Consider the following 24658-nt stretch of genomic DNA (forward strand, 5'->3'; position numbering starts at 1 on the left):
CTATCCAAGTTCGCTAAAAGTCACGAGCTGTATTTTTTGATCATGAATGTACTGCTTTAACTCTGCTGCTGTTAAGATCTTCAATTCTGTGGTTCGTTGCTTTGCGTATGAACTGCCTGTCAGTACCGCTTCGTCCAAATAGGCAGGGTGTGTCATGATCTCAACCACAGGATAATCTGCCATATCCTCTACGATCCTGACGAAGGATTGTACGGTTAGGTCGTCTCCATAAAAATGATGAGAAAAGCCTTCTGTCGTCAAAATACTCAACTGGTCCCGCTTCTCCTGTGTCCCGAACAGCCAGGGATAGCGAACTGGCACCCTATATTCCTCTGCCAGCTTCAGAACAATCGGCAAAATGGCTGGATGTGCATGTACATGGTGGTGGCTGTCGATATGCGTCAGCTTGAGCCCCGCCGCAACAAACCTCCCCAATTGAGCCCGCAGCTCCCGCTCAATCTCCTCCGGTACAGCAGAAATCAGATGATCTTGCCCACGTCGGAAACGCCCCTCTCCATCCGTTAGCGATGGTACATCCTGACTAACTGGCGATCCGCATGTGAGTACCAGATGAATGCCTACTCCGAGCGTCGGATGTTCTTTGGCCAGCCCTACAGCGTGCTCGAACCCCTCCATATTGACCATCAAGGTCGCAGAAGTAACGACTCCTTCCCGATGTGCTTCGACGATGCCCAGATTGACGCCTTTGGAATACCCAAAATCGTCTGCATTCACAATCAATTTCATAGATAGCCTCTCCTCTAGCGTTTACATAGACACAGCATTACTATCGGAAGCAGTGCTGGCTCTTTCTTCGCTTACCTTTTGTTTATCCCACAGACGGAAGAACGGATAGTAGATCGCGAGCGCTATCACGAAGTTCACCGCTTGGAGAACCATACCCGATACCTTCCCACCAGTAGCCAAATATCCACTGATCAACAATGGTGTCGTCCACGGAACTGCTACCCCGCTTGGTTTTGCCACCCAACCGAATGACATGGCCAAATAGCTGATAATGACCAATACGACAGGCGCCAGAACAAATGGGATGATCAAAAGCGGATTCATAACAATTGGCATACCGAACGTGACAGGTTCATTGATGTTAAACAAACCCGGTCCAAGCGAAAGACGGCCAATGTTTTTCATCTGTTTACTGCGTGCCCGAAATACCATTAAGACGACGAGGGCTAACGTAGCACCCGATCCCCCAGCGAATATCCACATGTCAAAAAATTGCGTAGTGACGACGTTTGGCAATTCACCGTTGGGATTAGCCTGGAAAGCGGCTCGGTTCTGGTCCATCAGCGTCAGCCAGATGGGACTCATAATGCCACCGACAATCGCCGCACCGTGCAAGCCAATAGCCCAGAGAATGTGAATAAGCAGCACGCATATAATGGCCCCAATCAAGCTGCTGCCAACAGCGCTGAGTGGTCCGACGAGCAAATCCTTCACAATATTGTGAATACTTCCGAAGGACGTGTTTTCAAGGAGGATACGCAACAACCAAACCACCAAAAGCACCGCACCAGCTGGGATCAATGCCACAAAGGAACGGGAAACTGCGGGAGGCACTCCATCTGGCATAGTAATGACAATTTTCTTTTGAATGATTTTGCGATAAATTTCTGTCGACAATATACCCAATAGCATCGCGACAAATAATCCCTGACTGCCCATCAGTGTGAGAGGAATGACTCCGCCCACCTCTTGAGCTACACTCGTTCCTTCCGGGGTGAACATGATTTTATATGGAGTAGCGAGCAAGAAGGATGCGACAGAAATGGCTCCTGCCGATAGCGGGTCGACCTTGTATTTCTCCGCCAGTCGGTAGGCGACGCCGAAGCTGACGATCAAGGCCATGACGTCAAACGTTGCACCTACCGGATACAGCAGCTTGGTCCGCCAGTTTTCACCGAAAATCCCAATCATGAATTCGTCATAACCAGGTATAGGTATGAAGCCAATGATGAGGAACATTGAACCAATGATCAACAAAGGCAATGTAAGGATAATTCCGTCACGAATAGCCTGCAGATGCTTTTGCTCCGCAATTTTTCCCGCTATCGGCATCATGCGGTTTTCCATAAATGAAACAAATCCGCCCACACGCATCCCCCTCCTACTGTTTTAGACGAAGCGCAAACTCAAGCACGTTTTTCCCGTTCAATGTACCGTAGTCGACCGTGCTGATTACATCTACAGGAATTCCTCTGGATGCTCCTTCTTTTTTCATCTCTGTCAGTTTGTAACGAACTTGTGGTCCCAGCAAGAGCACTGCTGCTTGATCAATATGATTTTTTACCTCATCTGCGGAAACTGCCCATATTTTGGCGTCCAACCCTTTTTCTCTGGCAGCCTCCTCCATTTTTTGAACCAACAAGCTTGTCGACATACCCGCTGCACAACACAATAAAATATTCATTGTACCCCCTCCTCTCAACGAGTGATGCCTTACTGAAAGAGCAAGTTTCGTGCCAAAACACCAAAAAATGTATGCGCTTACCAAAATAACTGCATGGTCAGGCATATTTCGCTACCTCATCGCCCGTCACTCTCACTAGTGTTTTTATGTAAGCGCTGTAGTGTTTGATTTTGAATAGGGAAAGGTCAAAAAATAAAACACTGGTTACGCCAGTGTTTTGTTGTGTATGAAGAAATTCATGATAAAACAGACATCGTCTTCGCTGATTACTACCTCATACTTGTCTTCCAGGGGCAATAATTCATGTCGGATTAAGCTGTACAGCTTGCGGTTCTCCAGCAAAAAACTGTCTTTTTGAATATACGCCACGGATTGCGTCCCTGCTTTCAAGCGATCAACCAGGCAGCAGATGTGCAAGTAGGCCCCAATTCGCGTGTCAAAAACCAAATAATTGTTCAGTCGCTCCTCCATACGGCCGACACACATCCTCACGTCTGCGAGAATATCTTGTCCGTCTACCATTTGCAGGTGCTCTCCTAGCGACTCTTGCATCTTCAAGTAAGCCTCTTCCAGATCGATCACTTGCTGGATATCAGACATCGCCTCTCCGTTCAAAACATCGTCCATGCTATGGTGGCGCAACTCGCGGTCGAGAATGTAATTGCTCACCACGAAGAGAATTTTTCTCTCCTCCTTAATTTTTCGAAGCTGACTGCGGGCTTGAGCCTTATCGATCAGTTGCAGCGGCACAAATTCCAGCAGGCTCTCATCGTACCTGAGCCTCGATTCCAGCAGCTTTTTCAAAAACAAGGCACTGCCTTCCCCAGACAAGCAGGCAGCGACGATCGTCAGCGCCGGAATATGTTTTTGCACCTGCTCCTTCGGCTGCTCCTCCCGCTGGTAGAGCGAAATGCCCAAAACATCACGGTAAACATCCTCGAGTGAATGACCGAGCATGGCTTTTCGAGTGGCTTCAATTACATGCGGCGTGCTGACCATCGGAATGACCTTGACCGGAATGCCGATCTCCCGCTCAATAATCTCGCCAAAGCCGAGCAGCGACCCCATATCTACGAGCAACAGCAGTCCAGCCTTGCTTCCGATCTCTCTGGCTACTTTCAGTGCTTTTTCCAAAACACTCATGGAATCTTCTTCAAGCGGCAGATCGATGGCTCTCGCATATTGTGTGACCAGCAATCGGTTCGTCACATCGACCATCGCTGTCGCACCGCCGCTGCCGTGCGTAATAACGAGCACCCCAATTGTTTCCCGTTCTTCCTCCATGCTGACATCGTCGAGCACGAAAAACATGGTCAAATATCCAGCCTCACCAATCGGCAGATCCATGAGTATCGCTTCTTCTATCATGCGCACGCACTCTAGCGCCACAGCAAACTCTTTCTTGTATTTGATTCGCACGTGGTTGATTTGCGGATTCACGATCTGCTTGCCTTGTGCAAGGCGCTCCTTCGATGTCTGAATATGCAGCGCGAGACCAAAGATCACCTTCTGGCTCAAAATCTTCTCCAGCTTGGCCTCTGCGAAACGAACGATCTCTTCCACGAGATGAATGATGAACGGATCAATAATCCGGGCCATGTCGCCCTTATTCACGCGTTGATGGACGCCTTTGATAAAGGTCGTAAAATAATTCTCGATGTCAAACTCCAATTCTTCTTCACTCACACCGAGGTTTTGTAGCTCGTATATTTTTTGCTCGATTTTTTCATAAACACTGTCCGTCGTATCCCCTGTTTCTCGTCCGATCCAGATGCCCTCTTTGGATGGCTGCACGACAAAGCAGTTGTGCTCCGTCCCAATGATTTGATCTAGCTCCTGTTTGTAATCCTTCACCAAAAGCAGCCCTTGCTTGACATGATGCGGCAAATCCTGAACCGATACGTGCAGCTGATTCTTTTTTAACGAAATGAATTCGGCATAGGCGCTGGCGCAGGTGAGCTGAATATCCGTTTTTAACTGTCCAATGTTATTCGGGCAGTGATAGCACAAGAATGCCTGCACAGCATTGGCCGATATCTGAATCTCTCTCCCCAACCGAAAAGCCTCTTCTTGAAAAATTTCCATCGTAATACGAAAGCGCTCTTCCAAGCCACGCTCCACTAAAGATGGCAGCTTGATGACCATGGGAATGCGCCTCATGAACGTTTTTAAGAGACTCGACTCCGGATTTTCTGTCGTGGCCATGACAATCTGCACCTGAGCCGTCCGCTCCATCTCTGTTTCCCCTACTCGGCGGAATATGCCTTTATCCATAAAGGTAAAAAAGATTTCCTGTCCTTCCGCCGGCAGCCGATGCACCTCATCGAGAAAGAGAATGCCACCGTCCGCCTTCTCCACAAGTCCTTTGCGATCCATCTCCGCTCCGGTGTACGCCCCTTTTTTGACTCCGAACAATTGACTGATTAAGAGCTGCGGGTTGTTGGCATAATCGGCACAGTTAAAAATCACGAAAGGAGCATGCTTTTCCATGCGTCCAATATCAACGGCAAACTCGTGAATCATCCCGGCGAACCACGACTTCCCTACACCTGTTTCTCCCAAAATCAAGCAATGCATCCCTCTCGGCGGATACAAAACGGCCGCCTTTGCCTGCTCAATACGCGTGATCAAGCTCTTGTTAGTTTTCGCCAGCCTGTCCAGCGACGTCTCCGCCAAATAGAGAGAATCGTTTCCTTTCTTGGCAAAAAACAGCGTCGGACGCCCTTCTTCCTTCTCGATTCGTCCTTCCTTCCACAAACGGTTCAAATCGCTGCTCACATTCGCTCGACTCAAACCAAGCCTCTCAGCCAAATCTGAAGCGCTTACTTTTCTATCAGGACCAGCGTCTACTAACGTCTGGAATATTACATCTAATCGTTTCACTCTATCACCCGCCGTTGAATTGATAGAAAGTCACGAAATGCACAACCAATCCTTTTCATTTCCACGAATATTTGGAAAAACCTGCTTGCTGCTTTTTCCCCCTTTCCCCGTTTTTGTCCCGATGATTTATTTTTCCGTCTCCTTTCCCTGGTGTACGATATAATAGAGAAATAATGATTGACAGGAGATAGCAAATCCATGATGGTTTTCATCTTGTTTACCATATGGGCATTGGGTCTGTTTGTTCTGTTCACAGACCCGAAACGAACGTCGATCCGCTGGGCTTGCGCGACTGCCTTTGTTGGGGCTGGGGGCTTTATCTCAGGCGTGATTGACGAGACGATCATGCCCTATTTTGCAGAATATCTGGCCGCAAAGCCCGGGACCACGAACACCCTGATATTGGCGAGCCGCATCTCCTCCTTTATTTGCCAGGTGGGTTTGCCTTACACGTTTCTCATGTTTGCCGTACACTCAGCTGAATTTTTGTCTCGCAAAGTAAAGCTGACGATACAATATGCTGCGCTCATCCTGCCGCTTGGGATGCTTTGGATTACACCCGTTTATCCCGAGCTGCTTTTTAACTACTGGATTATGGTGGCATGGGTGATTCCGTTTTTTCTATTCTCCTGTACGCTACTTGTCGTGCAGTACATGCGAGAAAAAGATCCACTTGTGAAAAAGAACAGTTTTTTCACGAACGTACTCATCATCATTCCGTTGTTTTTCGTCTTTATTTTCATCTATATCATGCGTATCCAGAACGATTACGAGGCTTGGCGCTACAACATGCTCGTGGTCACGATCCAGTTTATCCTGATCGTTGCCATCAGTCTGAAATACGGCTTCCTTGGCGTCCGTCTCCGAGTGGAGAAAAAACGTCTGGACAGTACCTTGCGCGCCTTGACTTCCGGTGCACAAATCATTAACCATACGATTAAAAATGAAGCAGGCAAAATCTCGCTATATGCCGACCGCATCGAGACATATGCGGATGAAACCAACCAGCCGTCGCTAAAAGAAGACGCGCTTGTGCTGATGCAATCCTCGCAGCATATGCTGGACATGATGAATCGGATTCAAAACCAGCTGCGAGACGTCGAGCTGCGCGAAGAACCATGTGACCCTGGCCAAATCATCGAGCAAGTCACACAAAATTTAACGCCCTATATCCTGAAACAGCAGGTAGAAGTCGTTAGTGAATTGGACGAAACACTTCGCTTGTATGGGGATGGCGTACAACTGCGCGAAGTCATCACCAACTTGTGCATGAATGCGCTGGAAGCCATGAAGTCGGGCGGCAAGCTCCATCTTCAGCTATTTATGTCTCACAAGCATCTGATCATCACTGTCGCAGACACAGGCACAGGCATCACAAAAGAGAACCTGCCTCACGTGCTCGATCCTTTTTTCTCGACAAAAAGGACAGGGCAAAACTTTGGTCTCGGGCTCTCCTACTGCTACAATGTCATGCAAAAGCATCAAGGCCAACTGGAAATCTACAGTGAGCAAGGCAAAGGAACTACCGTTTTCCTGTTCTTCCCGAAAAAGCGCGTCATCATAAACGACTCTGAATAGCGAAAGGACGCTCACAATCATGAATCCAATCAGGGTATTTTTAGTAGAGGATGATCCCGTCTGGCGCAAAGGTCTCATTGACTTCCTGAACAAAGAGCCGGATCTCACTGTAGTAGGGGAAGCCGGGTTCAAGGCAGAAGCAATCGAGCGCTTTTTGCCTGCCAAAGCGGATGTCGTCCTGATGGACATTAACTTGACCGAGAACAATCTGGACGGGATCGAGACGGCAATAGAATTCATGGCCCTCCAGGCTGACAGTAAAATCATCATGCTCACCTCTCTGACAGACGAGGCAGTGATCGTGGAATCATTCTCAGCAGGTGCCGTCAATTACATCAGCAAATCAAGCTTCAAGGAAATTCCCGACGCTATCCGTGCCGCTCACAACAGCCAATCTGCCATTCACCCTACGGCCGCTGCGGCACTGCGCAACGAATTTTTGCGTTTGAAAAACGATGAAAATCAAAAGCTCTTATCTCCCGCGGAACGGGACATCCTACAGCTGATCCACCAAGGTCATACGCAGACGCAGATTGAACAATCTCTCCATATCACGAAGCGTACGATCAAAAACCACATCAACCGAATCCTCAAAAAAATGGGCGTCAAAACAAGCAAGGAAGCGGCCGCAAAAGCCAGCCAAAAAAAGCTATTCTAGGTCTTATTACCAGGTACCAATGAATGTTGGTACTTTTTTTACATGCTCCACTCTTTACAATGAAAGCTATAGAGCAACTCACTTATCCCTTGTAAAGGTGTGGTCCACATGGCCCTTATTTATTCTTTCTTAAAATCGATTCTGATGCTGTGGTTTCGTCCTCGTGTGCTTGGACTCTCCAAAATCGACTTGTCGAAGCCATCTCTTATCACTCCCAATCACGTCTCCTTGCTAGATGCGGTACTCCTATCCTTTTGCTTGCCAAAAGAAGCGACCTTTGTCGTCAACACAGAGATCGCCAAGCGGTTTGCGTTTTTCCTCCGCTTCCGCAAGCATATCGCGATCGATCCGCTCAACCCGTACTCCATCCGCCACATGCTCCGCGTTATTCGCAACGGACAGACGCTGGTGATTTTTCCAGAAGGCCGGATCACGACGACGGGCGGCATCATGAAAATCTACAGTGGTGTTGGCTATCTCGCTCTGCGAACTGGTGTAACGGTTTACCCAATCATTATTAATGGTCTGGAACGTTCGATCTTCTCGTATTTGAAAGGAAAGCTGAAGCTCTCCTGGTTCCCAGATGTAACCATGACAGTAGGCACTCCGTTCACGATCGAGCGCGATCCAAACCTGTCGATGCGCGAACAAAAAGCCACGGCCAATGATCGTATTCTGCGTACTCTTCAAGAAGGCTTGTTCGAGAGCCGAATGAAGCAAAACGTGAATCTGTTTGATGAAGTTCTCGAAGCAGCTCGCCTGAATGGTGCAAAAATGGAAATCGCCAAGGACCTGACGTCTGCGATCGACTACAAGACCTTGTTAATCGGCTGCTACTTACTCGGCAACAAATTGCAGCAAATGCTCCTGGGAAAACCGGTTGTCGGTGTATTCCTTCCCAATTCAGTGGGTCATCTCGTAACGTTGCTATCGTTGTTCCGCATCGGAGCCACTCCAGCCATCCTGAACTTTTCGCTTGGTATTCGCTCCTTGCTGGATTGCTGTGAGACTGCCCATATCGATACGATCCTGACATCGCGTGTATTCATTGAAAAAGGAAAGCTGGAGCACATCATCGCCGGTCTTTCACCGAGCATGAAAATCATTTATCTCGAGGATTTGAAAGCATCCGCAACTGCTTTTGACAAAGTGTCCGCACTCTTCTCTTATTTGCGGAAGAAAAAAGCTTCAGCTGCAAATAACGAGCTGATCCTCTTCACCTCCGGCAGTGAGAGTAAGCCAAAGGGTGTCATTCTGACGCATACGAATCTGTACGCGAATATTCAACAAGTGACTAGTGTGATTGACATTACGAGTCGCGACAAGTTTTTCAATGCCCTGCCTATGTTCCACAGCTTCGGTCTTACTGCGGGAACACTTTTACCAGTAGTGAAAGGCATCCCGGTTTATCTGTATCCAAGTCCGTTGCATTACAAGGCGATTTCGGAATTGGTCTACGATCAAAACGCAACGATCCTCTTCGGAACCTCGACCTTTATGGCTGGTTACGGACGTATGGCCCATCCTTACAACTTCTACACCTTGCGCTACGTATTTGCAGGTGCAGAAAAGCTAAAGGACGATGTTCGCAAGCTGTGGATGGAAAAGTTCGGTGTGCGGATTTTTGAAGGCTATGGGGCAACGGAAACAGCTCCGATCCTGTCGCTAAACACCCCCCTGGCTAACAAACCAGGAACCGTCGGGCGTTTGATGCCAGGGATGTCCGCCAAGCTGGAACCAGTAGAGGGAATCGATGCTGGCGGAGAGCTTTTGGTGAAGGGTCCAAACGTCATGAAGGGTTATATGATTCACGGAAAAGGCTTTGTTCCCGCTGAGGAATGGTACCACACAGGTGATTTGGTTACCGCTGACAAGGACGGCTTTCTCAGCATTCAATCCCGCTTAAAGCGCTTCGCCAAAATCGGCGGCGAGATGGTTTCGCTCAATCTGGTTGAAGAACTGGCTATGCAATGCTTCGGACACTCCGGTTTTGCTGCAATCACAGTGAATGATCCGCGAAAAGGTGAGCGTGTCCTGTTATTTACCACAGATGAATCGGTTCAGCTGAGCCAATTACGCGCGTATTTGACGGAAAAACAATACTCGCCACTTCTCATCCCAGGTACGATGCAAGTCATCAAGGCTCTACCACTTCTCGGTAGCGGAAAAACGGATTACGTGAGTCTGAAACAGCTGGTCGAAACGGGAGGAAAATGATGTGAATATACGATTAAAACCACTACAAGCCCTGTACTTCACTCAATTTCTATCGGCCTTTGCCGACAACATGATTTTGTTTGTCATCGCGAATCTGCTGCGGGAGAACGGTTTTTCTCCCGCGATGCTTGCACTCGTATCGATTTCATTCTTTCTCCCTTACATTTTTCTCGCTCCATTAGTTGGGCCTTTTGCCGACAAGCATGCCAAGTCAATCGTGCTGGTGATCGGCAACCTGATTAAAGCGCTTGGTGTCGTCTTGCTGTTTTTCATTGACCAGTCGAGTATCATCATGCTGATGTTGTGTTACTTCACAGTAGGAGTCGGAGCGGTCGTGTATTCTCCAGCCAAGTACGGAATTTTGCCGGAGCTGACTCGAAATGAAGATGAACTGTTTCACGCGAATGCACGCATCGAAGCCTATACGATCTTTGCGATTTTGACAGGAATCGGTGGTGGTGGAGCCATCGCGAACATGACGGCACCGCTTATCTCGTCAGGAATTTGTCTGCTGATCTATCTGCTGTCGCTCGGTATGACTTTCTTCATTCCGCGCATGAGAGGGAATGCATCCATTCGCTATGGAGCAGAAGCACGACGCTTTTTCATCGACTTCCAGCACTTGATGAATCGTCCGGAAACGAGCTTTGCCCTGATTGGAACTGGAGCATTTTGGATGTCCTCAGCTGTCCTTCGCGTGGCCGTTCTGGCCTGGATTCCTCTCGCGCTAGGAATTAACCCGGAGAGCTTCTCTGTATCGCTGATTCTCGCAACGACATCCATTGGAATTATCGTGGGGGCTTTTCTCGCTCCGAAGCTCATTCCTTTGACTCATTTCACTCGATCGCTGACATACGGATTCGGAATGTTTCTCATCATCGTGTTATTTCCTTGGACGAATCTGACCTTTGTTGCCATCAGTTTATTGCTTCTCGTCGGGTTCATGGGCGGCGTGTTCATTATCCCGATGAATACGGTCTTGCAGGACGAAGGCAAACGGATGGTCGGTTCAGGAAAAACGATTGCGATTCAAAACTTCATCGAGAATCTGCTGATGGCAGTAGGCTCCGGCATTTACTACCTGATCACCTATATCGGCATTTCTATCTCCGGTGCGATTGTTGGTCAAGGGCTACTGCTGCTCGGGTTCCTGTTGTACTTGGTGAAGTATCGCAGACGTATCGTGCGTTGACAGATTGGCGTGATAGAAAAAGAAAAAGCCGTGACCACTAGTGTCACGGCTTTCTGGCGTCTATCTATGTTATTTCTTTTGCTGGGTGTTAGTTGTCGGTGTACCCGATTTTTCCGCAGCCTTTCTCGCTTCGTTCAGTTGATGATAAAATTCACCTTTTGTTTTGAAGGTCGAAAACTTCGCTGCATTGATTTTTACTTTTGCAGACAGCTCGGTGATCTCTTCTTTGGTTACCGCGTCCTTGATGTTGATGGAAGCGATATTGGTGTATTTGCCATCTGCCGTTTTCGGAACGCTCAAAATGCCTGCATTGATCAGCTCTACTATGTCCTTGCGTACAGGTGCTGTGGTGTCCACACCTGTAATCTTCCAATTGTTTTGTACTTTTGGCTCGTAAACGCCCTTTTTCACTTCTTTCAGGTACGCAATCGCACGGTTACGGATCGTTCCACCTGTTTCACCAAACGCAGTATTGTCTTTGGAAGACCACAGCTGTTCGAACTTGCGTCCTTCCAACGCGCCACCTTTTGCCTGCAAAGCTTCCATCCGGTATGCGTTCATTCCGAGCTTCAAGGTATCTGTAGCTTTGATCGGTGTCTCATCGAGCTTGCGCAGGTTCGTGATGCGGCTACCGTATGGCTTGGTCAGGTCGATTTCGTATTTCACGCCACCGAAGAAATCGTTGGTGCTGTATTTGGAAGCGCGGCGTTTTGGATCAAAGCTGACTGTCACGTCGCCAGGGCGCGTGGAATTGAAGTAGCCCACAGCCCATTCCATATAGTCCTTCAAGTCTTTTCCGGTTACTTTGTATACGGTAATCTCGCCACCCGCGTATTGGTAGTTGTAGGCGATATCCTTTTTCTTGATCGGACCGACATCCAGCTTGGCTTTGTCGTTGTCAATCTGGTGAGCAACCACGTCTGCTTTACTGTAGTAGAGCATCACTTCATGGAAAAAGTCAGACAAAGGCGTCTCCTGAATTTGGACCGTCGGGATACCCTCGATCTCGTTTTTCTCTACCAGGTTCATGCCTTTGAGCTCTGCTACGACGATGTTGGCATCTGCACGCGCGAACTCATGAAATGGCTGGAGCTTGGTCTCCAGCGCTGCATCAGATACCGCTGGTGTGCCATCTGCGCCTTTTACAGGGACCGCAGTCGCTTCCTTGTCAGTCAGCACGAGCTTGCCGTCTTTCTTCTCAAAAGTCAGGTCAATGCGCGAGAGATGTGTACCGTATTTGTCCGGCTCTGTAATCAAAACGCCGTTAATCTCTTCTTTTTTCACGAGCTTGTGCATGTGCCCCGCAAAAATCGCAGTCAGCTCTGGAACAGCGTTCGCGATATCTGCTACGCCCGTACCCGGAATACCGTTTTCATTCTCGATGCCCATGTGCATGAGGCCGATCATGACGTCTACTTTGCCTTCCAGCTCTTTTACGGCTTTCTTGGTTTCTTCTACCGGGTTTTTGATGACGAGGCCATCCAGATGATCGGTTCCTTTTTCGAAATCGGTAATCATCGGTGTGTTCATCCCAATAACGCCGATTTTTATACCGCCACGCTCAATGATCGTGTACGCTGGCAAGAAACGCTCGCCATTTTCCTTGTAAATGTTCCCTGCCAAAACAGAGCCTTTGTATTGGCTACTGACCTTATCCAATACATCGAGTCCAAAATTAAATTCATGATTGCCAAATGCCCACGCGTCATAGTTCATTTCATTCATCGCGACCATGATAGGAGACTGCGGTTGGTCGTTGAAAAGCTCTGCCGAGTTGTCTTGGATCGAATCGCCTGCATCCAGCAACACGGTGTTCGGATTTTCTTTGCGAATCTCTTTAATCATTGTGAACAACTGCGTCATGCTGCCATTTGGATTCGGACCATCCAAAGCATAATCCCACGGCATGAATCGTCCATGAATGTCAGATGTACCCAGCAGCGTAATTTTGGTAGGTGTTGCTGCGGCCTTTACTGGTGCGGCGATCCCCATCATCGCACTGCCTAGCACCATGGATGTAAGTGCTACACTTAATAAACCCTTCGCTAGTTTTTTCATGTTTTCCCCTCTGTCTCTCTTAATCTGTCAATGCCCCTCGATAGTGTTGCTCTAATTGTCCTCCTGTTCTATTTTGTATGAAAATTCTGGGTGCTATCTAACTATAGCAGGCATGCGAAAGGAAAAATAGCAAAAAAAGCCGTGACGTATATGTCACGACTTGATCGCTGCATAGTTCTGCAAACACTCCAGAAAGAGTTCTCCGTACTTCTCAAATTTCGCTTCGCCTACTCCTTTGATCTGAAGCATGGCCTGCTTGTCAGTCGGGCAAACACTGCTCATTTCCTTCAAGGTACTGTCTGGGAAAATCACGTACGGCGGTACTTTTTGTCGCGTCGAGATTTCTTTGCGCAACGCGCGCAGTTGCTCGAACAGCTCGTCATCCTCTGTCAGCTGCACAGGACGTATCGAGATTTTTTGCACAACGCGCTCTTCGCCCCGCAGAACTGGCAATGCCCGCTCCCCTAGCTTTACGATTGGATATTGGCTCTCCGTCACTTGCAAATACCCTTCGGCAATGAGGAGCTGGATCAAGTCTGCTATCTCTTTTTCCTTGTACTCCTTCATCAAACCATATGTCGGCAACTCATCAAAGGAAAACTGGGTGACCTTCTTGTTTTTGGAGCCTTTCAGTACCTGCGCGACGAGTGCGGCACCAAAGCGCTCTCTCATACGTTTGACGCAGGAGAAAATCTTTTGCGCTTCGAGCGTAATATCGGACAGCTCGGTCTCATCGGTGCAGTTCGCGCAGCGTCCGCACGCGACAGCATCTGCTTCGCCGAAGTATTGCACGATGTTTTGCTGCAAACAGCGCGGCGTCCGGCAATAGTCGATCATCGCGTACAGCTTTTTGTACTCCAGCTCCTTGCGTTCGTCCAGCAGTTGATTTTGCTCGATGAAAAACGTTTGCGTCTGGATATCCTGGGGCTGAAACAGTAGGATACACTCACTTGGCTCGCCATCGCGTCCTGCACGGCCTGCTTCCTGGTAATATGCCTCCAGGTTTTTCGGCATGTTGTAATGAATGACGTAACGCACATTAGACTTGTCGATGCCCATACCAAATGCATTGGTCGCGATCATCGTCCGGACATCATCGTACAGAAATGCTTCCTGGTTGGCCGCACGCTCCTCTTCCGTCAGTCCTGCATGGTATTTGGTCACAGCAAAGCCACGCTTGTCCAAATCTGCATGCAAGGCGTCCACGTCTTTTCTCGTTGCCGCATAAATAATCCCCGCCTGCTGCTTATTCGCCCGCAAGTACGCCTGAATGAATTCTCGACGGTTCTCCCCCTTGCGTACAGACAAGATGAGATTGTCTCTGCCAAACCCTGTGATAAAAAGGCGTTCGTCCTGTAATTCTAGCTGTCGCTTGATGTCCTCGGTTACCTCCGGTGTCGCTGTGGCGGTCAAGGCTGCGACGAGCGGACGCTGTGGCAAGGATTGAAGAAAACGGGCAATTGCCAAATAGCTCGGACGGAAATCGTGCCCCCACTGCGAGACGCAATGCGCTTCGTCCACTGCCACAAACGAGATCGGAACATCTTGAATCAGGTTTTGGAACGCTTCGGATTCCAAACGCTCTGGAGCGATATACAGCAGCTTGTACTCTCCTCGGGCCGCCATACGGAGTCGGTCGCGAACCTCGCTATAATCTAGTGAGCTGTTAATTTGGGTGGCGGGAATGCCCATGCTGACCAGTACGTCGACCTGATCCTTCATCAGTGAGATGAGTGGGGAGATCACGATGGTTACGCCGTCCTGAAGCATCGCTGGGACTTGATAACAGATGGATTTCCCGCCGCCGGTTGGCATGATGCCTACTGTGTCATGTCCGGCTAACAGGCTCGTGATGATTTTCTTCTGGCCTTCTCGGAATGATTCGTAGCCAAAGTACTTTCGTAAAATTTCTTGCGCTTTATTTAACAAAGAGAATCACCTTCTCTTTCGACGGATTTTCAATGGGTTTCTTACTAGTGTAAACATAGGTATTGGGACAAAACAAGAGGGATTGGTTTGTTTGGGTCAACATGGTGGAGGAGAAGAAAAAGCACAGTTCTCTTCGACTCTGACACGCCCGCAAGGGGGGATTCACTGGCCGTCTACATTTCAAAAAGGGGACCGTCGACCAAAGCCACCCTACGGGCGGACGTTTCTCAAGGGAGAAGTGTTCGACAAGCGTGGTCCCCTTATTGAAGTTCCGACTGGGTAGGCGTTGTCAAGGTCTGCGAGCCCTGTGCTTTTTCTTCTCGCCAGCTTTCTTTGCTCACCCACACCTTTTTTAATAATAAAGAAAAAAGCACCACAGGGGTGCCTAATAAGTAGCCTAGGAAGAGACGGACAAGATGAACCGTTTTTTCTGCAGAAGCCAAATGAACAAGTATACGATATACCCGATCATCCCGCCTGCTGTATTCAGGAGCAAATCATCGACATCGAACGTTCCGACATTCATTACGAGTTGTGTCAGTTCCACGCCGAGGCTTAGCATTAGGGATAGCAGGGTGACTCTGAACAGGGAACCGGCTTTTTTCGGAAACAGGAGTGGTAGCAGGAAGCCTAGCGGCATGAAGGCGATTACGTTGCCTACGAAGTTCACTGCACTATGCCAGCTTTGGTAATTTCGTATCGATTTGATATAGTTCTCGATTTCGTGAAAGGGCACCAAATTGCTCCGGTAGCGCAAGCGCTCTACAATCACAGACGGGTCGCTCCAAATGATTTTACACTGATCCAATAGCAAGCTGCTATCCAAACTACCGAATTTAAGCAGCAGTACCTTCACGACGAGAAACAAGTAAAGGGCAAACACTGCATAACCTGCAATAACAAGCAGTTCTGTCGGTGTCTCCACTTTTTGCACGTTATCCATTGTCAAACCCTCTCTCCATCAGTTTTTTGAGCCGCTTCTCGTAACCTTCATGTAGTCAGGATAGACTTTTCGATTAAAATTTACAGAAACGAAAGGTAAAGAAAAAGTAAAGCTTTCTCAAATGCTTGAGATTGTACGTGGTAGCCAAACGGTAAAGGTCGTCCATTCGCTTGTGCTTTCGGCAGAAATGCTGCCTTGGTGCAAATCGATGATGCTTTTGGCGATAGCGAGACCAAGACCCGAGCCTCCTGTCTCTTTCGAACGGGAGCCCTCCACCCGAAAAAAGCGTTCAAACAAGCTCGGCACATATTCAGCCGGGATCGGCGCTCCGTTATTAGCAACAGAAATCGCGACACCTTCTCCTTGACAGAAGACACGTATGATAATTTCCGTACCATCGTGCCCGTATTTCACGGCGTTGGAAATGAGGTTTTCCAGAACGCGAACGAGCTTGTCAGTATCTCCTGCCATTTCGATTTTTTGATCGGGCGTATCTACGATTAAGCGCAACCCTGCCTCATTCGCCACGAGTCGAAAGCCGACCGATACTTGCTCAACCAGTTCTACCAAGTCAAACTGCGTTCGCTTCAAATACGCTCCGCGATTGCGGACCTTCGTGTACTCAAATAGATCATTGACGAGCACGTTCATCTGTTTGGCCTTCTCATAGGCGATATGGGCGTAGTGCTTGAACTTCTCCTCGTCCTTGTGTTTGTTCTGCTCAATCAGCCCAAGGTAGCCAATGATGGAGGTCAACGGCGTTCGCAGATCGTGGGAAACGTTGGTGATCAGCTCGTCCTTCGATTGTTCCAGCCGCCGCTCCTCTTCCATTGCATCCAAGGCGCTTTTGACCAGAGCATGGATGCTATCGACCACTTGACCCAAGCTGCCGTTCGGACGAATGGAAATCTGGTGATGATAGTTACCTTTTGCAATGAAATGCAGCTCGTTTATGATTTGCTCCATCTGCTTTTGTTCCAGATACTTGCGGATACGAACGACCGACCACGCCGCAAACATACCGGTTGCCAACAAAACAATTGGGATTTTAAAAGAGTTGATATCGAAATTGACCCGCAACTTCCAAATGAACTCTCTGATTTCCGGGATGGTGTACAAATAGTTGTTAGCAAAAAAATCAGCCATTTGAAAAACAGCGTAGATGATCATGAGGCCAAGCAGCAAATCAAAAAGGATGCGAATAAAATCCTTGGCTCTAAGCTTCAATTTTATAGCCGACCCCCCAGACCGTCTGTATCACCTTCTCGCCATTGGTCGCCTTCTCCAGCTTTTCTCTCAGATTGCTGATGTGAACCATTACCGTTTTGTAGGAAACGAAATTCTCCATTTTCCAGCAGCGGTCAAAAATTTCTTCCGAGCTAAATACCCGATTCGGATGACTTGCAAGAAGATGCAGGACAGAAAATTCCAATGCCGTCAGCTTGATCGGGGTGCCTTCTTTGGTCTGAACGAAGTGGCTTTGCTTGTCGATAATCAGTGGCCCCGCCTCAATCACATGATCCTGTTTGCTTGCCTGCGTGTAGTTCGACCGTCGCAGGAGAGACTTGACCCGCGCAATCACTTCCAGCGGATTAAAAGGCTTCGCCACATAATCGTCTGCACCCGTCATCAAGCCCAGGATTTTGTCCATATCATTCGTTTTAGCACTCGCCATCAGGATGGGGATGGTCGAGTTTTTTCGTATGCGCTTGGTAACTTCCAGCCCATCCAAATTGGGCATCATGACGTCCAGAATGACGAGATCGATGGACTTCTGCTCCAGCTTCTCCATCGCTTCCAAACCGTCAAAAGCCTTTTCAATCTCATACCCTTCGTTGCTCAAATATATCGCCATCAGCTCTACAATCTCTTTGTCGTCATCTACAATCAAAATCCTCACAGACAAACACCTCCGAACGCGTTCGTAGTAGATATAGATAGCATTACTATAACAAGAATTGTTAAAGAAAAGGTAAAGCAAGTAAGACCAACCGTGCGAATGAGAGAGCAATATTTCAAACATCCCCTTGTGTTATAACTAACTTGAATTTCAATCAAGGGAGATGAAACCATGAATAATTTGAAAGAGAAAATTGCAGTGGTAACCGGAGCAAGCCGTGGGATTGGTCGTAGCATCGCATTACGTCTGGCGCAGGATGGCGCATTGGTCGCCGTACACTATGGAAGAAGACAGGAAGAAGCAGAAGCAGTCGTACGTGAGATTGAACGAGCTGGAGGCCAAGCATTCGCAATCGGTACAGACTTGCGTACTCTTGATGGCATTCGTGATTTCTATGCGAGATTGGACGAAACACTACAGAAACGTACAGGAGATCATCGTTTTGACATTCTCGTCAATAATGCTGGGATCGGACAAATCTTAACGTTGGAAGAGGCTACCGAAGAATCGTTTGACGAGGTCATGAACATCAATGTCAAAGCACCGTTTTTTATGATCCAACAAGCTTTACCCCGTTTAAGAGAGGAAGGCCGTATCATCAATCTCTCATCCTTTGTGACTCGTGCAGCTTCCCCAAGTGTGTTCACTTACAGCATATCGAAGGGGGCTATTAACACAATGACGCTAGCCTTGGCAAAACAACTGGGGAGCCGTCATATTACAGTAAACGCGATCCTGCCTGGCATTATTAACACCGATATGAATGCTGGTACGTTGCAAAATAATCCGGATGGACAGAAGTATGCCGCTGGACTTTCCACCTTCAACAGATGGGGAGAGCCTGATGATGTAGCGGATATTGCCTCCTTTCTCGCTTCCTCGGACAGCCGGTGGGTAACGGGACAGCTAATTGATGCCAGTGGTGGTTCGCATCTGTAATAGTTCTCAAAATAATAACCGATGGCCACAAGCACGGGACCATCGGTTTTATTTATGAAGATCCTATTCTTTTGGATGAATCATTTGTTCAGGGCGCACGACTTGATCGAATTGCTCTTCGGTCAGCAAATTGCTCTTGATTGCTGCTTCCTTGAGTGTGATGCCTTCTTTGTGTGCCAGCTTCGCAACTGCTGCCGCATTTTCATAACCGATATGCGGGTTCAGCGCCGTCACCAGCATCAGCGAGTTGTTCAGATTTTCTTTGATCACTGTCAGATCAGGCTCGATGCCTACTGCGCAATTGTCGTTGAAGGACTTCATCACGTCTGCCAACAGTCTTGCGGATTGCAGGAAATTGTAGATGATCACTGGCTTAAACACATTTAGCTCGAAGTTCCCCTGACTTGCAGCAAAGCCAATCGCAGCATCGTTGCCCATCACTTGGCATACGACCATCGTCATCGCTTCGCTTTGGGTCGGATTCACCTTACCTGGCATGATGGAGCTGCCTGGCTCGTTTGCTGGAATGATAAGTTCACCGATTCCGCAACGTGGGCCGCTCGCCAGCCATCTCACGTCATTGGCGATTTTCATCAGATCCGCAGCCAGTGCTTTGAGGGCACCATGTACATGAACGAGCTCGTCATGGCTGGTCAGCGCGTGAAACTTGTTTTCCGCTGTTACGAATTGGTGCTTGGTTTCTGTGCTGATTTCTGCCGCGACCATTTCACCGAAGCGCGGATGCGCATTGATTCCTGTTCCTACTGCCGTGCCGCCAATCGCTAGCTCACGAAGGTACTCCTTGCTCTCTTTAATCATCTTTTCGGATTTTTCCAGCATGCGTACCCAACCACTGAATTCTTGGCCCAGCGTCAGCGGAGTCGCGTCCTGCAAATGCGTGCGACCGATTTTGATGATATCCATATAGGCTTCGCTTTTTTCTTTCAATGTTGCCTTTAACAACTGGAGTGCAGGCAGTACTTGCTCCTCGATAGCGACCAGTCCAGCCATGTGCATCGCTGTCGGGAATGTATCATTGGAGCTCTGCGATTTATTCACATCATCGTTGGCGTGAATGCGTGCCGAGCTGCCTTTCGCTTCGAGCAATTGGTTTGCGCGATGAGCAATGACCTCATTGACGTTCATGTTGGATTGCGTGCCGCTGCCCGTTTGCCAGACTACCAGTGGGAAATGCTCATCCCATTTTCCTTGGATCACTTCATCTGCTGCCGCCACAATCGCTTCTGCCTTTTCATTATCGAGTTTGCCCAGCTTTTGATTCGCCAGCGCAGCGCTTTTTTTCAGAATGGCAAACATGCGAATCAGTGGAAGTGGCATTTTTTCTTCGCCGATTTCAAAGTTTTGGAAGCTACGTTGTGTTTGGGCGCCCCACAGCTTATCCGCCGGGACCTTGATTTCTCCAATCGTATCCTTTTCAATTCTGAATTCCATCTCGCATCCTCCTCGTTATCAAGCGTTTTCTTATGTAAAAAAGGATAAAGCAGTTCTTCTTCACCAAAATGATAATGATTTTCATTCTTGTTATCAAGGGGTGAAGTGCTTTTTTGGGAAAAATGAAAGAGAATGCTGTCCTCAAACGGTTGGGGTCGGGGGAAGCCCTGCCACATGTCTTCCAGTCGCCTGTATCCTCTCTTCGTTCGGGCGGTCTCCTTCCAGACATGTGACAGTGCTTTCGTACAGCTTATGTGTAGTAGGAGCTTTTACAACGTTTGGTAAGCGATTCAAAGAGACTTCATGAACTTCCTTTCAAGAAGTAACCAAAAAGCTACGTAGAAGAAGCGCATTTCCAGTCCAAGCGCCTCTGGAGCCCTACTCAGCGTAGGAAAAAATGGCGGGGAATTTCAGCTTCACTCATGGAATCCTTCTTCGAACCATCTACGTTTGAAGCGCTCCCGCCATTTTTTCCGAAGCGGACAGTCTTCACCCTCAGCAGGGCGGAGGCCGAAGCGTAGACTGGAAATGCGCTTCTTCCTTCACGACAGCCACTTGAATAATGAAATGAAAAAGACGAAAGCTACATTAGCCCCCGTCTTCTAGTATTCCATATTATCTGCTTTCTACTTCTACCGAAATGACATGATCGACAGCCTTCAACAGGCTGTAAATGTCCGTTGTATACGTATTTTCCGACGCTGTAATCATCATTTCCAGCTTTTGCAGACTATTGTCCAAGTCTTTGACCTTCACCCGCTTCACTTGCAGTTCAAGGTGCTTAATCTGCTTGAACACCAAATCCAAATTGCCCCCGCCTTCGACCACAATCTTGATCGACAAATCTCTTTGTCTGAGTGATTCTGGACCAACCAAGCGAAGGATGACCGGGAACAAATTAATCGCCAAAATAATGAGGATCGTCGCGGTTACCGCCTCAAAATAAAATCCTGCACCTACTGCAATCCCAAGTCCAGAAGCCGCCCAGACCATCGATGCTGTGGTCAAACCTGAAATAACATCATTACTCCGGCGTAGAATAACACCAGCCCCAAGGAAACCTACACCGCTCACAATTTGAGCAGCCAAGCGCAGCGGGTCCATATTCGTGTGTCCGGGCAAGGAGAACCGATGAACGGATTCAATCGAGACAATCGTAATGAGACAGCTCGCAACCGAAATAACCATGCTGGTTTTTACACCCAGTGGCTTGTGCTTGAGTTGCCGATCCATACCAATCATCAAGCCTAGAAATAATGCAACTCCTAGTTTTAGCAAAAAATCATACGTCGTGAATACCGAGAGTGACATGAGTCTCTCCCCCCATCTGCATTGATGTCAGGTTATCTTCCATCGCCTATGATAAGAAGTATATCTGGTCTTTTACTTAGTGTAAACGGGGCTTTCATTCTTCATGCAAAAAGCGGAAAACCCCCACTCCAAGGATTTTCCGCTTATCTGTTTCCTTATGAATGGCTGCGAATCATGCGTTTCTGTAACGACAGCAGACGTCCAAAAAGGAAGATGGCACCGGCAGCCAATCCCGTAATCAGACCAATCCAGTATCCGAATGCGGCAAGCGAAGTGAATTTCGCCAGAATGTATCCCAAAGGCAAGCCAATCACCCAATAAGATATCAGCGCAACGATAAAGGTAATGGTCACATCCTTGTACCCGCGCAGTACCCCTTGAATAGGGGCCGCGATGGCATCAGAGATCAGGAAAAGGATCGAGTACATCAAGAAATGCTGGGCAAGCTCCAACACCTCGATGTCGGTCGTGTAAAAACCAGCCACCTGCTCGCTAAATATCAGCAAGCTGATTCCGAACAAAAGGGCGATAACAACAGCGATGCCTATACCCAAATAACTGTACTGCTTCGCGTCCTGGAACCTCTTGGCTCCTACCTCAAAGCCGACGACAATCGTCAACGCCATGGATATGCTCAATGGCACCATGTACAGGAAGGATGCGAAGTTCATCGCTGCCTGATGCGCAGCAATCGTTATCGTGCTGTATTCACTCATGAACAAAGTGACGGCCGCAAAAATGCTAACCTCGCAGAAGATCGAAAATCCGATAGGAAGCCCTAGCTTCAGCAGCTCTTTCCATGCTTTCATCGAGATGCGATGAAATTTGGAAAACAAACCGAACTCAACGAATGGGTGCACGCGATTCACGACAAATAGAGTAATCAGCAAAATACACCAGTATGTGATGCCAGATGCAAGCCCGGCACCGATTCCACCCAGTCGAGGCAATCCGAAGTTACCAAAGATAAGAGCGTAGTTCAACAAGACATTAATCGGCAACGAAAGCAGGGTAATGAACATCGTTACCCGTGTTTGTCCTAATGCATCGATAAAGCAACGGAGCACCGTATAAAGAAACATCGGAATAATTCCAAGAGCGATGGCATGCAGGAAGCCGCGAGCAATCGTACGCACCTGTGACTCCAATTGCATCCAGTTCAGGATCGGATCGAGCACCAAACCACCGACGATGATGACACCAACCGCAATCCCCACACTCAAATACAAGGCTTGCATAACCGTGTAAGACACCTGATCTTGTTTCCTTGCACCAACCATCTGTGCAACCATCGGCATGACAGCCATCAGAATCCCCGTCAAGCCCGCTTGAACAGGTGTCCATAGACTAGCCCCAATCGCTACCCCCGCCAAATCTGTCGGACTGGCGTGTCCAGACATGATGGTATCGGCGAACGTCATCGAAAACAGCGCAAGTTGTGAGATCAAGATCGGAAGCAAAACAGCCAAAAACTGTCGCCATTTTTCTTTTAGCGAATAGGTTTCATTCATTTTTCATTTCCTTCTAACCTTATAAGATGGGCTTATCGTTCAAATTATAAGTATAGCAAAACAAGTAGGAATCGGCAAAATAGTGACTGCACTTAGACAAACAAAAGCCCAGGCAGTTCACCCGGGCTTTATTACATTATTCAGCCAGCTTCCATACATCGGCTTTCCCTGGCTCTTCGCCCTTGGTCCACCACTTTGCCTTATAAATCTTGTCTTCGTAGTTCACTTCCGCTCCACCATCATACGCTTTGCTGGAATCCCACGACAGTACGACATCGCTTACCAGCTTCCACGCATCGGAACGGTCTGGCTTTTCACCAGTTACCCACCATTTTGCTACGTATTCCAGTCCCTCATACAAGACGCGGTTGCCCTGTACATACACAGCAGAGGAATCCCACTCAGCGATTTCACCTGGTATTTCAGGCTTTTTCTCCTTTGTGCTTGCAGCAAAAGGCGCGCTCTCTTCGGAAATATTTCCCGCTGCATCAACTGCCTTGATCGTATACGTATAAGATGTTCCCGCCGTTAATCCTTTATCGACAAAGGAAGGCTTCTCAACTGTTCCTACGTGGGAGCCATCACGGTAAATTTCGTATTTCACCACACCCACATTGTCACGAGAAGGACTCCACATGAGGTCGATTTCTGTCTCTGTTGGATGGTGAGTCATGATTCCTGCTGGTGCCGTCGGTGCTTCTGTATCCACGATATCTTCAGCTTTTGTGCGAACGGTAAGTGCTTTGCTCGCATTAGACTCTTTCCCTTTGCCATCGACTGCCACAATGGTATAGCTGTAAGCCGTAGCAGGCGTCAAATCTTTGTCGATGTAAGCTGTTTCTCTCGTTGATGCGATGAATTTGCCATCGCGATACACATCGTATTGTTTGATTCCCTCAGATGCGACGGATTTTGTCCAGCTAAGGTCAATGCTTGTAGCTGTTTGTGATACGGAAGTCACATTGTCTGGAACGGTAGGCTTTTCTACGATACCTGTTCCAGGATTAATCAGATTCACATCGATGGCCTGGTAAAAAGCCATGCCTGTATCAGCAATTTCCCAAACAGCCAAAATAATGTGGTAACCGCTACGATCTGTCGGTACATTGCACGTTTGCGTTAACGTGAATGGCGGTCTTTTCCCTCCGTCCTGGAACGAGCAGAACAGTTCCAAATCCGCTCGGGCAAGCGGCTTGTTAGGATTCCAGCCTTTTTTCGTGATGTAATATTTCCACTCCGCTGTACTATGCGGGGCTGTCAGATTCCAAGTAAACGCATTTTGTCCACCCTGCAAGGTAACCTTGGTCCAGCGATCTGCTGTTTGTGCATAAAGCTCAGGATAGCGGCCTCCACCGGTAAATTCACCATCGGCAGGACCAGATAGCGGAAACCCGCCAATACCCTCTACGCTTTGCGGTTCCCACTGGATTTGACCGCAGCCTTTGTTTTGCCCCGTCTTACACAAGTAAGAACGACTCGCTGGCGATTCGATGTACCCGTGAGCCGAGGCTTTCTCAGCGAACACGAGAGTAGCTGCGCCCGCCACCAGCATCATTGCCAGCATGAATAAAAGCGACAGCCCTTTACTGAACAGATTGTTTCTCAACCCTACGTTATCCATTTATTTATCTCCTCTTTTCTGGATTAGGATCGAAT

General features: G+C 48.2%; 18 protein-coding genes. 5 read left to right on the forward strand and 13 right to left on the reverse strand.

Annotated features, from left to right (window positions below; genetic code table 11):
* The 4 genes from chbG to BBR47_RS28315 all read right to left on the reverse strand — a co-directional run bounded on the left by chbG (position 1) and on the right by BBR47_RS28315 (position 5314).
* Positions 1-747 carry a chitin disaccharide deacetylase gene (chbG, locus tag BBR47_RS28300; RefSeq protein WP_015893828.1) on the reverse strand — a complete coding sequence of 249 codons (747 nt, stop codon included), beginning with the start codon at positions 745-747 and terminating at the stop codon, positions 1-3.
* 21 nt (positions 748-768) lie between these two features.
* Positions 769-2121 (reverse strand): PTS cellobiose transporter subunit IIC, encoded by a 1353-nt coding sequence (celB, locus tag BBR47_RS28305; RefSeq protein ID WP_015893829.1) that lies wholly within the window; start codon positions 2119-2121, stop codon positions 769-771.
* Between the two features lie 7 nt (positions 2122-2128).
* Positions 2129-2431, reverse strand: a complete 303-nt coding sequence (locus BBR47_RS28310) for a PTS sugar transporter subunit IIB (protein ID WP_015893830.1) — start codon at positions 2429-2431, stop codon at positions 2129-2131.
* A gap of 204 nt (positions 2432-2635) precedes the next feature.
* On the reverse strand, positions 2636-5314 hold the full coding sequence (locus BBR47_RS28315; RefSeq protein WP_015893831.1) for a sigma-54-dependent transcriptional regulator: 2679 nt from the start codon (positions 5312-5314) through the stop codon (positions 2636-2638).
* A 198-nt stretch (positions 5315-5512) separates the two neighbouring features.
* On the opposite strand from BBR47_RS28315, the gene BBR47_RS28325 reads away from it, so the two are divergent.
* The 4 genes from BBR47_RS28325 (at position 5513) to lplT (ending at position 10959) form a co-directional block, all read left to right on the forward strand.
* Complete coding sequence (locus BBR47_RS28325) at positions 5513-6892, forward strand: sensor histidine kinase (RefSeq protein ID WP_015893832.1); 1380 nt, start codon at positions 5513-5515, stop codon at positions 6890-6892.
* Positions 6893-6911: 19 nt separating this feature from the next.
* Positions 6912-7550: a response regulator gene (locus BBR47_RS28330; RefSeq protein WP_007724579.1), complete on the forward strand. Its 639-nt coding sequence runs from the start codon at positions 6912-6914 to the stop codon at positions 7548-7550.
* Between the two features lie 108 nt (positions 7551-7658).
* A complete protein-coding gene (locus BBR47_RS28335; RefSeq protein WP_015893833.1) occupies positions 7659-9767 on the forward strand; it encodes an AMP-binding protein in 2109 nt (702 codons plus the stop codon).
* Between the two features lies 1 nt (position 9768).
* Positions 9769-10959, forward strand: a complete 1191-nt coding sequence (lplT, locus tag BBR47_RS28340) for a lysophospholipid transporter LplT (RefSeq protein ID WP_015893834.1) — start codon at positions 9769-9771, stop codon at positions 10957-10959.
* A gap of 69 nt (positions 10960-11028) precedes the next feature.
* Here lplT and BBR47_RS28345 read toward each other — a convergent pair whose 3' ends face one another.
* The 5 genes from BBR47_RS28345 to BBR47_RS28370 all read right to left on the reverse strand — a co-directional run bounded on the left by BBR47_RS28345 (position 11029) and on the right by BBR47_RS28370 (position 17795).
* A complete protein-coding gene (locus tag BBR47_RS28345; protein WP_419761094.1) occupies positions 11029-12954 on the reverse strand; it encodes a bifunctional metallophosphatase/5'-nucleotidase in 1926 nt (641 codons plus the stop codon).
* Positions 12955-13170: 216 nt separating this feature from the next.
* The gene (gene recQ, locus BBR47_RS28350; protein ID WP_015893836.1) at positions 13171-14946 is read right to left on the reverse strand and encodes a DNA helicase RecQ; all 1776 of its coding nucleotides are present in this window, start codon (positions 14944-14946) and stop codon (positions 13171-13173) included.
* Positions 14947-15343: 397 nt separating this feature from the next.
* Positions 15344-15889, reverse strand: coding sequence for a VanZ family protein (locus BBR47_RS28360; RefSeq protein WP_015893838.1), 546 nt, complete (start codon positions 15887-15889; stop codon positions 15344-15346).
* Positions 15890-16006: 117 nt separating this feature from the next.
* Positions 16007-17116 carry a sensor histidine kinase gene (locus BBR47_RS28365; RefSeq protein ID WP_015893839.1) on the reverse strand — a complete coding sequence of 370 codons (1110 nt, stop codon included), beginning with the start codon at positions 17114-17116 and terminating at the stop codon, positions 16007-16009.
* The gene (locus tag BBR47_RS28370) at positions 17106-17795 is read right to left on the reverse strand and encodes a response regulator transcription factor (RefSeq protein ID WP_015893840.1); all 690 of its coding nucleotides are present in this window, start codon (positions 17793-17795) and stop codon (positions 17106-17108) included. The genes BBR47_RS28365 and BBR47_RS28370 overlap by 11 nt, the downstream gene beginning before the upstream one ends.
* Positions 17796-17960: 165 nt before the next feature.
* Between BBR47_RS28370 and BBR47_RS28375 the strand changes: the two genes are divergently transcribed.
* Positions 17961-18728, forward strand: coding sequence for an SDR family oxidoreductase (locus BBR47_RS28375; RefSeq protein WP_015893841.1), 768 nt, complete (start codon positions 17961-17963; stop codon positions 18726-18728).
* A 63-nt stretch (positions 18729-18791) separates the two neighbouring features.
* Here BBR47_RS28375 and fumC read toward each other — a convergent pair whose 3' ends face one another.
* The 4 genes from fumC to BBR47_RS28395 form a co-directional block, all read right to left on the reverse strand.
* Complete coding sequence (gene fumC / locus BBR47_RS28380) at positions 18792-20180, reverse strand: class II fumarate hydratase (RefSeq protein WP_015893842.1); 1389 nt, start codon at positions 20178-20180, stop codon at positions 18792-18794.
* Positions 20181-20795: 615 nt separating this feature from the next.
* Complete coding sequence (locus BBR47_RS28385) at positions 20796-21491, reverse strand: MgtC/SapB family protein (RefSeq protein WP_015893844.1); 696 nt, start codon at positions 21489-21491, stop codon at positions 20796-20798.
* Positions 21492-21646: 155 nt separating this feature from the next.
* A complete protein-coding gene (locus BBR47_RS28390) occupies positions 21647-23002 on the reverse strand; it encodes an MATE family efflux transporter (RefSeq protein ID WP_015893845.1) in 1356 nt (451 codons plus the stop codon).
* A gap of 136 nt (positions 23003-23138) precedes the next feature.
* Positions 23139-24623 carry a lytic polysaccharide monooxygenase gene (locus BBR47_RS28395; RefSeq protein ID WP_015893846.1) on the reverse strand — a complete coding sequence of 495 codons (1485 nt, stop codon included), beginning with the start codon at positions 24621-24623 and terminating at the stop codon, positions 23139-23141.
* Positions 24624-24658: the final 35 nt, after the last annotated feature.

It is taken from the genome of Brevibacillus brevis NBRC 100599 (assembly GCF_000010165.1).
Lineage (GTDB): Bacteria > Bacillota > Bacilli > Brevibacillales > Brevibacillaceae > Brevibacillus > Brevibacillus brevis_D.